This window comes from Methylobacterium sp., from assembly GCF_028290105.1.
In the GTDB taxonomy this organism is placed as follows: Bacteria; Pseudomonadota; Alphaproteobacteria; order Rhizobiales; family Beijerinckiaceae; genus Methylobacterium.
Window position 1 is genome coordinate 1 of sequence record NZ_JAQGKL010000196.1, and the last position, 10185, is coordinate 10185.

Annotated in this window: 9 protein-coding genes and 1 pseudogene; 5 read left to right on the forward strand and 5 right to left on the reverse strand. The window is 70.8% G+C overall.

Annotated elements, in window-relative coordinates; all coding sequences use genetic code 11:
• Window positions 1-1235: AMP-binding protein (locus JWQ05_RS14015; RefSeq protein ID WP_299659303.1), on the reverse strand; the 1235-nt coding region annotated here is incomplete at its 3' end.
• 494 nt (window positions 1236-1729) lie between these two features.
• Here JWQ05_RS14015 and JWQ05_RS14020 point away from each other — a divergent pair.
• The gene (locus JWQ05_RS14020) at window positions 1730-2494 is read left to right on the forward strand and encodes an invasion associated locus B family protein (protein WP_299659305.1); all 765 of its coding nucleotides are present in this window, start codon (window positions 1730-1732) and stop codon (window positions 2492-2494) included.
• A gap of 171 nt (window positions 2495-2665) precedes the next feature.
• Here JWQ05_RS14020 and hspQ read toward each other — a convergent pair whose 3' ends face one another.
• Both hspQ and JWQ05_RS14030 read right to left on the reverse strand, forming a co-directional pair.
• Complete coding sequence (gene hspQ / locus JWQ05_RS14025; RefSeq protein WP_299659306.1) at window positions 2666-2995, reverse strand: heat shock protein HspQ; 330 nt, start codon at window positions 2993-2995, stop codon at window positions 2666-2668.
• A gap of 104 nt (window positions 2996-3099) precedes the next feature.
• Window positions 3100-4152, reverse strand: coding sequence for a CoA ester lyase (locus JWQ05_RS14030; protein WP_299659310.1), 1053 nt, complete (start codon window positions 4150-4152; stop codon window positions 3100-3102).
• A 283-nt stretch (window positions 4153-4435) separates the two neighbouring features.
• Here JWQ05_RS14030 and JWQ05_RS14035 point away from each other — a divergent pair, with 283 nt between their 5' ends.
• Entirely contained in the window at window positions 4436-5668 is a 1233-nt protein-coding gene (locus tag JWQ05_RS14035) for a patatin-like phospholipase family protein (protein ID WP_299659312.1), read from the forward strand.
• A 32-nt stretch (window positions 5669-5700) separates the two neighbouring features.
• On the opposite strand, the gene JWQ05_RS14040 is transcribed toward JWQ05_RS14035, so the two are convergent.
• Window positions 5701-6936 (reverse strand): FAD-dependent monooxygenase, encoded by a 1236-nt coding sequence (locus JWQ05_RS14040; RefSeq protein ID WP_299659315.1) that lies wholly within the window; start codon window positions 6934-6936, stop codon window positions 5701-5703.
• Between the two features lie 166 nt (window positions 6937-7102).
• Here JWQ05_RS14040 and JWQ05_RS14045 point away from each other — a divergent pair, with 166 nt between their 5' ends.
• The gene (locus tag JWQ05_RS14045; protein ID WP_299659318.1) at window positions 7103-8494 is read left to right on the forward strand and encodes a GntP family permease; all 1392 of its coding nucleotides are present in this window, start codon (window positions 7103-7105) and stop codon (window positions 8492-8494) included.
• Here the strand turns inward: JWQ05_RS14045 and JWQ05_RS14050 are convergent.
• The gene (locus JWQ05_RS14050) at window positions 8473-8709 is read right to left on the reverse strand and encodes a hypothetical protein (RefSeq protein ID WP_299659320.1); all 237 of its coding nucleotides are present in this window, start codon (window positions 8707-8709) and stop codon (window positions 8473-8475) included. The two genes, JWQ05_RS14045 and JWQ05_RS14050, sit on opposite strands and share 22 nt — an antisense overlap.
• Window positions 8710-9019: 310 nt before the next feature.
• Here JWQ05_RS14050 and JWQ05_RS14055 point away from each other — a divergent pair, with 310 nt between their 5' ends.
• Together JWQ05_RS14055 and JWQ05_RS14060 are read left to right on the forward strand one after the other, a co-directional pair.
• On the forward strand, window positions 9020-9994 hold the full coding sequence (locus JWQ05_RS14055) for a quinone oxidoreductase (protein WP_299659323.1): 975 nt from the start codon (window positions 9020-9022) through the stop codon (window positions 9992-9994).
• Window positions 9994-10185: pseudogene (locus JWQ05_RS14060) on the forward strand (isochorismatase family protein); the annotation flags it as partial. The gene JWQ05_RS14055 and the pseudogene JWQ05_RS14060, both read left to right, overlap by 1 nt.

Sequence of the window (10185 nt, forward strand, 5' to 3'; positions counted from 1 at the left end):
TACGTCAGGGTGAGGGCGACGTCGTTGGCTTCCCGGGCGCCGGTGAGCAGCGCGGTCTCGTCGAAGGCGACCACGTCCACGATCGGGCGTCCCGCCCGCGGGGTCAGCCAGCGCTGACCGAGATGCCCGGGGGCGCGATGCGCCAGGACGATGGAATCGAGGGTCTCCGGCAGCCGGCTCGCGGCGAGGTTGCGCTCCAGGGCGGCGGGCGCGACGAGCTGGGTCGGGAGCGGCCGTTCGAGGCTGGCGGCGAAGCTGCGGGCCTCGAAGACCGGCAGCGTCTCCAGGCCGGCGCCGGCGACCAGGGCCACGCCGAGGCCGGTGACGAGGCCGCGCAGGTCGCTCTGCGGCAACAGGGTGAGGATGCGGTCGCCCGGCAGCACGCCCGCGGTGACGCGGTAGACGGCGATGGCCGCGAGCAGCGCATCGCCGCTGCGGTGGACGGGGCGCGCGGGATCGCCGCCCGCGAAGCTGATCAGCCCGCCGGGCCCGTCCGCGAAGGGGCCGCCCGCCTGGTCGAGCGCCATCGCGTCGAGGTTGATCACGCCGTCGGGGACGTCGGGCCCGAAGGCGGCGAGGTAGCGCAGGCCGAAATAACGCACCGCGACCCGGCACAGGCGCTCGGCCGGGTTGAGTGCGCCGAAGCGGGTCTGGGTGATCACGGCGGGCAGGGCCGCCGCCTGCACGGCGGCGAGCAGGGCCTCCTCGTCGAGGGCCAGCGGCAGCAGGCAGGGGATGTGCCCGGCCGCCTCCACCGCGAGATAGGCGAGGAAGCTCTCGGAGCTGCCGGCGAGCGCGATGCCGATGCGGCTGGCCGGGGCCAGGCGCCAGGTGCGCAGGCCGTTGGCGAGGCGGGCCACGATCTCGGCCGCCGCCGCGTAGGTCCAGGTGATGGCGGGCCGCCCGCTCCAGAGCGGCTTGTGCGGCGGATCGATGAAGGCGAGGCGCTGGGGATGGGCGTGGGCGGTGGCCGCCAGCAGGGTGCAGAGGCGCTGCGCCCGGGGCGAGGCCCGGACGCCGTCCGGGCCGGGGCCGGCAGGGCCTTGCCCGGTAGAAGCCTGCCCGCTCGCACTCTGGACGAGAGACCCTTGCCCGCCGGACGCTGGCGCCGCGTCCGGCCCGACCAGGGCCGCACGGTCGCGGGCGGGCACGCCGGGCGTCAGGGCGCGAACCCGGGACAGGGGAATCCCCGCCCGTACGGATTCGAGAAGATGGGCTGCTTGCTGCGCCGACACGTGCGCTGACTCCCGCTACCCGTCGTTCATGAAGCCTTAGGGTTAAACCCGGCTTAAAACCTCCCGAACCCGTTCAGCGCCCGCCGATCTCCGGCCTGACGCCGCCGCCGCGGCGGCGGTGTCATGTCTTCGCCGCATTCGGGGGGAAAGCAGGCCGCCCTGTCGTTCAGACGGGGATGCGCCGCTGGCCGGCGCGGTCCAGAGGTTTTCCGGACGGGGTTTGCCGGGCGGGGGCGGAGGGTTTCCGCCGCGCCGGTGCGGCCCGGTCCATTCCAGATCTCGGTCAGAGGGGAGCCATTCCGGTGGTCCGGCGCGTCGAATCCGCCGGGCTCCAGGCCGGAACGTCGCCCCGATGCCCGATGCGCCCTTGAAGTCCGAAGCGTTCGATGCGAATCCGCGCCCCAACTTCGAGGCGCATCCCGCGAGCCGAATCCGTTACGTCACATCCAACGACGCCACATCCCAATACGCCACATCCCAAGGGGTCAGAGCTGATGTTCTTCGCCAACCGTCCCGCGCGCCCGCTGTATGCCGCCGCGTTCCTCGCTCTCGCGGGCCTCAGCGGACCGGCCCTCGCGCAGGCGCCCAAGGGCAAGGCCCCGGCTCCGGCCGCCCCCGCCCCGACGGCCCCTCCCGCCGGCGCGCCCACCAATGCGGCCCAGACCGGCCCGCAGATCGTCAACGTGAAGTCCGATCCGGCCCAGACCGAATGGACCAAGGTCTGCGGCAAGGACCAGGGCAGCGGCACCGACGTCTGCTACACCACCCGTGACTTCGTCTCCGACCAGGGCCAGCCGGTCCTCGCGGTCGCCGTCTACGAGATGAAGAACGCGGCGCAGAAGCAGGAAGCCCGCGTGGTCCGCTTCCTCCTGCCCCTCGGCCTGCTGCTGCAGCCGGGCATCCGCTTCACCGTCGACGGCCAGCAGGGCACGGCGGGCAAGTTCGCGGTCTGCTTCCCCAACGGCTGCTTCGCGGAAGCCGGCGGCGTCGGCCCGGAACTCATCAACGCGATGAAGAAGGGCAGCGCCCTCAACGTCAGCGTCCAGAACCAGACCCAGCGCGAAGTCACCTTCGCGGTGCCGATCACCGGCTTCGGCAAGGCCTTCGACGGCCCGGCCATCGACCCGAAGGTTCTGGAAGAGCAGCAGAAGAAGCTCCAGGCCGAGCTGGAGAAGCGCAGCGAGGACATGCGCAAGAAGCTGGAGCAGCAGGGCGGCGCCGCGGCACCGGCCGCACCGGCTCCCGCTCCCAAGCCCTGAGCGATCGGACAGCCGGTCGCTTTCGCGACCGGCCCCACGACACGAAGAAAAGGCCAGGCAGGGTGCCTGGCCTTTTCGCGTTTTGCCGCGTGCGACTGCCGATCCGGTTCCGCTCAGACGCAGCGCCGGCTCGCCGATACGGCCACCGCTTTGATCAAGCGGGAGGCCGTATCAGTTCGCGTGGGCCGGCCCGCGCATGCGGTAATGGCCATCGGCGTCGCGCTCGAACACCTCGGCGATGCCGGTATGGCGCAGGGCCTCGCCCGAAGTGTCGGGCACGAGGTTCTGCTCGGAGACGTAGGCGACGTACTCGCTCTCCGCGTTCTCGGCGAGCAGGTGGTAGAAGGGCTGGTCCTTGCGCGGACGGACCTCCTCGGGAATCGCCAGCCACCATTCCTCGGTGTTGTCGAACACCGGGTCGATGTCGAAGACGATGCCGCGGAACGGGTAGATGCGGTGGCGCACGACGGCACCGAGGCCGAACTTGGCGGTTCTCATCATGGGATCGGCGGTCAACGTGTCGGTCATGATCGGCCAGATAAGACGCCGCGTGCCGGTTGTCATCGGCGGCGCGCCGCCGATGACGCGTCGGGCCCGGAGAAGGCTCAGGCCAGACCGTAGGTCTTGGCCAGCTCCGGATCTTTCTCGGCCACGAGTTTCGCGAGGTCGACGATGACCTTGGCCTGCTTCCAGGTGGCGTCGTCCTGCATCTTGCCGTCGAGCATTACCGCGCCGGTGCCGTCCGGCATCGCCTCGACGATCCGCACCGCGAAGGCGACCTCCGCCGGGTCGGGGGCGAAGACCCGCTTGGCGATGGCGACCTGATTCGGGTGCAGAGTCCAGGCCCCGGCGCAGCCCATCAGGAAGGCGTTGCGGAACTGGGCCTCGCAGGCCTCTGCGTCCGAGAAGTCGCCGAACGGGCCGTAGAAGGCCTTGAGGCCGTTAGCCATGCAGGCATCGACCATTTTCGCGATGGTGTAGTGCCAGAGGTCCTGCTGGGCGCTCGCCCGGGCGGCGCCGTCGCTCGTCGGGTCGGCGATGACGCGGTAATCCGGGTGGCCGCCACCGACGCGGGTGGTCTTCATGCCGCGCGAGGCCGCGAGGTCGGCGGGCCCCAGGCTCATGCCGTGCATGCGCGGCGAGGCACTCGCGATCGCGTCGACGTTGGCGACCCCCTCGGCGGTCTCCAGGATGGCGTGGACGAGGATGGGTTTCGTCACGCCGTGCCGCGCCTCGAGCTGGGCCAGCAGCTGGTCGATGTAGTGGATGTCCCAGGGTCCCTCGACCTTGGGCACCATCACCACGTCGAGCTTAGTCCCGACCTGGGACACGATCTCGAACAGGTCGTCGAGAATCCAGGGGCTGTTCAGGGCGTTGATGCGTGTCCAGAGACCCGTGCCGGTGCTGGCGAAATCGGTGGCCTGCGCCATCGCCACGAAGCCCTTGCGGGCGGCCTCCTTCTGGTCGACCGGCACCGCGTCTTCGAGGTTGCCCAGCACCACGTCGACGGTGGCGGCGAGCTCCGGCACGCGGGAGCGCACCTTCTCGTTGTGGGGCGGCACGAAGTGGATCATCCGCTCCAGCTTGACGGGAAGCTCGCGGAAGGGAGCCGGGGCGCCGGTGGCGAGGGGCTGGAAGAAGCGGCGGGGCAATTTCATCGGCGTCTCAGGCTCCGGTTCTTCTTGCGGATCGAGGATTTTTGCGGGTTTGGATCCTGCTCCAGCGGTTAGTTCAAGGGCTACCCCCTCGTAAAGGTGTGTCGACGCACACAAACCGTTTGCCCTACAACCGGAACAGGCGTTCCATTCGGAACGTGAGTCGCAAGCCCGCGTTTTGTGACTGGAGGCGGGCACCTCATCCAAGATGAAGGACGGACCCATGTCCGGATCATCGATCAGGCGGAACCGGCTCCGGCATCGTGCGCTGTTCGCCGCGGCCCTGATGGGCCTAGTTCTCCCGCAGATCTCCCTGGCTACCGAACGGAACAAGCCAGGCGAGGCACGCCAGACCGAGCGCGTGGCCTTCACCGCCGCCGAGGCCGGCACGGCCCGTCCCGAGGGGCTCGTTCCCCGCGTACGGATCCCGGGCGACGACGCGGCCGCGTTCCGTGCCCTCGTCGAGGGGGCGTCGGCCGCCGGAGAGCCCTGGCTCGTGCTCTCGGGGGGCGGCGAGAACGGCGCCTTCGCGGCCGGATTGCTCAACGGCTGGAGCGAGGCCGGAACTCGCCCCGCGTTCGGAATCATCACCGGCGTCAGCACCGGCGCGATGATCGCGCCCTTCGCCTTCATCGGGGCCTCCGGCGACGCGGCCCTGCGTCAGAACTACACGGAGGTCTCGGCCGCCGACGTGTTCGAATTCGGCGGCACCAGCGAGGCCCTCACCGACACCTGGCCCTTGAAGCGCCGCATCGACCGGGCGGTGACGCCGTCCCTCCTGAAGGCGGTGGCGGCCGAGCACGCCAAGGGCCGGCGCCTCCTCGTGGCGACCACGGCGGTGGATGCCGAGCGCCCGGTCCTGTGGGACATGGGCGCCATCGCGGAAGCCGGCGGCCCCAAGGCGCTGGCGCTGTTCCGCTCGGTGATCCTGGCTTCCTCCGCCGTGCCGGGGGTGTTCCCGCCGGTGATGATCGAGGTGGTGGCGGAGGGCCAAAGGGCCTCGGACAAGGGCGGATCGAAGACGGTCCCGGACAAGCGCTTCCAGGAGATGCACGACGACGGCGGCACCACCGCGCCCTACTTTCTCGCCCCCGAATCGATGCTCCTGGCCAAGGCCCCGGCGCCCCTGCCGACGCACCGGGTCTACCTCGTCGTGAACAACAGCCTGACGCCGGACTTCCAGATGGCCTCGCGCACGACTCTGAGCGTGCTCGGCCGCTCGATGTCGGCGGCGATCAAGGCGCAGACGCGTGCCGCCCTGGCGCTGGCCGAAGCCTTCGCCCAGCGCACCAGCCTCGACCTCGAGGTGGCGCAGATCGACGACCGCTTCCGGCAGACCTCCGCCGCCCCCTTCGACCAGGGGTACATGAAAGCCCTGTTCGCGCACGGCGCGGCCCTGGGCCGGGCCGGCACCGCCTTCCGGGGCGGCGAGGCGGGTCCGGCGGAACTCGCCACCGGTGCCCTCAACCACAGGGCCTTGCAGGAGGCCCCGGTCCAGAGCGTCGTCGCCGGGCGCTGAGCCTCGGCGAGCGCCGAGCCTCGGCATCGGGCTCAGCGCATCAGGCTCGGCGCGCCGAGACGCGGCAGCACGCCCTCGCGCATGACGACGCGGCGCAAGGGCCCGATCGTCGTCATGGCGAGCAGCCCGAGCCCGCGCACGGCATCCACCGGCACGAGGCTGGCGAGCAGGCTGCGGTTGAGCGCGTCCACCGCCGTGGTGCGCAGGCGCGCGTCGAGGCGGCGCGATCGTGCGAAGCCGGCGAGCGCCGCGCGTGAACCCGGATCGCGTCCATCCCCCACCGCCTGGATCACCGCGTCGCGCAAGGACGCCGCGTCGCGCAGGCCCAGGTTCAGCCCCTGCGCGCCGATGGGCGGGAAGACGTGGGCGGCCTCGCCGATCAGGGCGAGGCGGGGAGCCACGGGGCTGGCCAGGGACAGGCCCCGCATCGGCACGAGGCCGCGCGGCCCGTCGATCCGCATGGACCCGAGCATCGCCTGCGCCTGATGCTCCACCGCCCGGGCCAGGGCGTCGTCGTCGAGGGCGGCCATACGCTTGGCCGGGCCCTCGCCCATCACCCAGACGAGGCTGGAGCGGTGGCCGCCCGGCAGCGGCACCAGGGTGAAGGGCCCCTGCCGAGTGTGGAACTCGGTGGAGACGTCGCGGTGCGGCCGCGTATGGGCGAGGATCGTGGTGATCGCGCCCTGCGGATAGGACCAGGTGCGCGGCACGATGCCGGCGGCCTCGCGCAGCTTCGAGCGGGCGCCGTCCGCCCCGGCCACGAGATGCGCCGACAACGCGCCGCCCGTGCAGAGCGTGATCGTGGCCGACGTTTCGCCGGCGGCGAACCCCTCGGCGTCGTCCTCGAACAGGGTGAGGTTCGGGGCGGCCCGCGCCGCCGCGCGCAGGCCCTCGACGAGGCGCGCGCTCTCCACGTTCCAGCCGAAGGCGTCGAGGCCGATCTCGGTGGCGACGAAGCGGGCCGGGGGAGGCCGGAACAGGCTGCCGGTGTCGTCGACGATGTGGAGTTCCGCGAGCGGGCTCGCATGGGGCGCGATGGTCGGCCAGACGCCGAGCGCGTCGAAGAAGCGCACCGAACCGTCGAGAAGCGCCACGGTACGCCCGTCCGCCACGGGGGCGTGCCGGCCGACGAGGGCGGTGGCGATGCCGTCGCGGGCGAGCGCCAGGGCGAGGCTCAGGCCCGCCGCGCCGGCACCCACCACGGCGACCGCGAAGGAAGGAGGAGGGGGAGGCGCTGTCACCACGGGGCGGGATCTCCTGGACGGCATCGGATGGGACGGGCGAGCCCTCGGCGGATCCGCCTTCTCCATGAAACCTAACGCTTACAGAGGTGTGTCGCCGCCCCGGTCAAGGTCGCGATGGCGCCGCAGGGGCGCGGCTTGTACCATCCTGGGCAAGGCCGTGACCATCGGCCGCCCGGAGGACGCCGTTTCCATGAACCTGCTCATCGCGCTCCTGGCGCTCGGCTTCCTGATGCTGGTGGCCTACCGGGGCTTTTCCGTCATCCTGTTCGCCCCGGTGGCCGCCCTGCTGGCGGTGCTGCTCACGGATCCGTCAGCCGTGCTGCCGGTCTTCTCGGGCCTGTTCATGGAGAAGATGGTCGGCTTCGTGAAGCTGTACTTCCCCGTCTTCCTGCTCGGCGCCGTGTTCGGCAAGGTGATCGAGATGTCGGGCTTCTCCCGCTCCATCGTCACCGCCGTCATCGACCTCGTCGGCGCGCGCCGCGCGGTGCTCTCCATCGTGCTGGTCTGCAACCTGCTCACCTATGGCGGCGTCTCGCTCTTCGTGGTGGTGTTCGCGGTCTATCCCTTCGCGGCCGAAGCCTTCCGCCTCAGCGACATCCCCAAGCGCCTGATCCCCGGCACCATCGCGCTCGGCGCGTTCTCCTACACGATGGACGCGTTGCCGGGCACGCCACAGATCCAGAACATCATCCCCACCACCTTCTTCGGGACCAACACCTGGGCCGCGCCCTGGCTCGGGCTGATCGGCGCGGCCTTCATCCTCGTGGTCGGCGTGACCTATCTCGACCGCCGCATCGCCTCGGCCAAACGCCGGGGCGAGGGCTACGGCAGCGGCCACAGCAACGAGCCCCAGGTCATGGACGAGGCCGCCCGCGCGCACCCGGCCATCGCCCTCCTGCCGCTGGTCGTGGTGGGCCTGTCCAACCTCGTCTTCACGGCACTCATTCCCCGCCTCTACGGCCCGAAGGCCGAGACGGTCCTGGCGGGCCTCGACAAGCCCCTCGTCACCACGATCGCGCCGGTCACGGCGATTTGGGCGGTGGAACTGGCGCTGCTCGCCGGCATCCTCACCGTGCTGGTCTTCGCCTGGCGCCCGGTCTCCTCGGGCTTTGCCGAGGGCAGCCGCGCGGCGGTGGCGGGCTCGCTGCTGGCGGCCATGAACACCGCTTCCGAATACGGCTTCGGCGCGGTGATCGCGGCACTCCCGGGCTTCCTCGTCATCCGCGACGCGCTCTCGGCGATCCCGAACCCGCTGGTGAACGAGGCCGTGACGGTGACGGCGCTCGCCGGCATCACCGGCTCGGCCTCGGGCGGCATGAGCATCGCGCTGGCCGCCATGTCCTCCACCTTCATCGCGGCGGCACAGGCAGCCTCCATTCCCATGGAGGTGCTGCACCGGGTGGCCGCCATGGCGAGCGGGGGCATGGACACCCTGCCGCATAACGGGGCCGTCATCACGCTGCTCTCGGTGACGGGCCTGACCCACCGGCAGGCCTATGCGGACGTCTTCGCCATCACGCTCCTGAAGACCGCGGCGGTGTTCCTGGTGATCGGCGTCTACTATCTCACCGGGCTCGTCTGATCGGTCGTCCCATGCGGGGGCGCCGGCTCGACGATCCGGAGGGTGAGCTCGGTGAAGGGCCGGATGTCCCAGGCCGCGCCCGGATTGTACATCATCACGACGAGCCGGCGCGCCAGGACCCGGAACGCCGGCAGGCCGACGTCGGGACGCAGGATCATGCCCGGCTGGACGGCGGGATCGTATTCGGCGGGGCGTATCCACACGATCTCGTCCATGCCGCCGGTCCGCCATCAGAAGTCGTGTCTCGACAAGCTCAGGTGCGTCTGGTCCAGACGAACAAGCTGACTGGTCTGCCTTAACCATGCGGGCCGCGGCGACGCAATTGGATAAACGGGAGACTAGAGGCGCAGTCTCAGCGCGCGACGGCGCAACGGAAACATGCCGGCGCCCCGGCGATCGAGGGCATTCGGCTCCCCGCCATTGCGGATGCGCCGCGACCGTCTATGTCGCCTCTGATCGGGCGGCGGTCCTTCGCGACCGCCCCGACACGACGGCCCAAACGCGACAGGCTTAAGGAGAGCGACGATGTCGAAGGCGATCCGGGTTCACGAATACGGCGGCCCCGAGGTGATGCGCTACGAGGACGTGACCGTGCCGGCCCCGGGCCCCGGTCAGATCCACGTCCGCCAGACCGCCATCGGCGTCAACTTCATCGACATCTACTTCCGCTCGGGCGCCTACAAGGCGCCGCAGCTGCCCTTCATCCCCGGCAAGGAGGGGGCCGGCGAGGTCGTGGCGCTCGGCGAGGGCGTCACCGATTTCCGGGTCGGCGAGCGCGTGGCCTACGGTTCGGCCGCCAACACCTATGCGGAGGAGGTCGTGATCGAGGCGAGCGCCGCCGTGCACCTCGCCGACGGGGTCGACGACAAGACCGCCGCCGCGATGATGCTCAAGGGCCTCACCGCCGAGTACCTGCTGCACCGGACCTACGCGGTGAAGCCCGGCGACACCATCCTGTTCCACGCCGCCGCCGGCGGCGTCGGCCTGATCGCCTGCCAATGGGCCAAGCACCTGGGCGCCACCGTCATCGGCACCGTGGGCTCGGAAGAGAAGGCCGAACTGGCGCGGGCCAATGGCTGCGACCACGTCATCCTCTACCGCGACGAGGATTTCGCCGCCCGCGTGAAGGAGATCACGGGGGGCAAGGGCGTGCCGGTGGTCTATGACGGGGTCGGCAAGGACACCTTCCCGGCCTCCCTCGACTGCATCAGCCCCTTGGGGATGTTCGTCAGCTTCGGCTCGGCCTCCGGCCCGGTGGACGATTTCAGCCTGGCGCTGCTCGGCCAGAAGGGCTCGCTCTACGCCACCCGCCCCTCGCTCTTCGCCCATGCGAGCAAGCGCGAGACCCTCGACGCCATGGCCAAGAACCTGTTCTCCGTGGTGGCGAGCGGGGCGGTGAAGATCCCGGTCCACGCCACGGCGAAACTCGCGGACGTGCAGGACGTCCACCGGGACCTCGCCGGCCGCAAGACCACGGGCGCCACGGTGATGATTCCGTGATCCCGGTCCCGCGGGACGTCCTCCTCGTCATCGACGTGCAGGGGGACTTCCTGCCGGGCGGGGCGCTCGCCGTCCCCGATGGCGAGGCGGTGATCGCGCCGGTCAACCGCCTGCTGAAGGCCTTTCCGCACGCGGTCCTGACCCAGGACTGGCACCCGCCGGGCCATGTCTCGTTCGCCGCGAGCCATCCC

Coding starts and splice junctions, on each gene's coding strand:
- JWQ05_RS14050 (WP_299659320.1), bottom strand. CDS start 8,709: ATGGACGAGATCGTGTGGATACGCCCCGCCGAATACGATCCCGCCGTC.
- hspQ (WP_299659306.1), bottom strand. CDS start 2,995: ATGATGAGAACCGCCAAGTTCGGCCTCGGTGCCGTCGTGCGCCACCGC.
- JWQ05_RS14055 (WP_299659323.1), top strand. CDS start 9,020: ATGTCGAAGGCGATCCGGGTTCACGAATACGGCGGCCCCGAGGTGATG.
- JWQ05_RS14040 (WP_299659315.1), bottom strand. CDS start 6,936: ATGCCGTCCAGGAGATCCCGCCCCGTGGTGACAGCGCCTCCCCCTCCT.
- JWQ05_RS14030 (WP_299659310.1), bottom strand. CDS start 4,152: ATGAAATTGCCCCGCCGCTTCTTCCAGCCCCTCGCCACCGGCGCCCCG.
- JWQ05_RS14045 (WP_299659318.1), top strand. CDS start 7,103: ATGAACCTGCTCATCGCGCTCCTGGCGCTCGGCTTCCTGATGCTGGTG.
- JWQ05_RS14020 (WP_299659305.1), top strand. CDS start 1,730: ATGTTCTTCGCCAACCGTCCCGCGCGCCCGCTGTATGCCGCCGCGTTC.
- JWQ05_RS14035 (WP_299659312.1), top strand. CDS start 4,436: ATGGGCCTAGTTCTCCCGCAGATCTCCCTGGCTACCGAACGGAACAAG.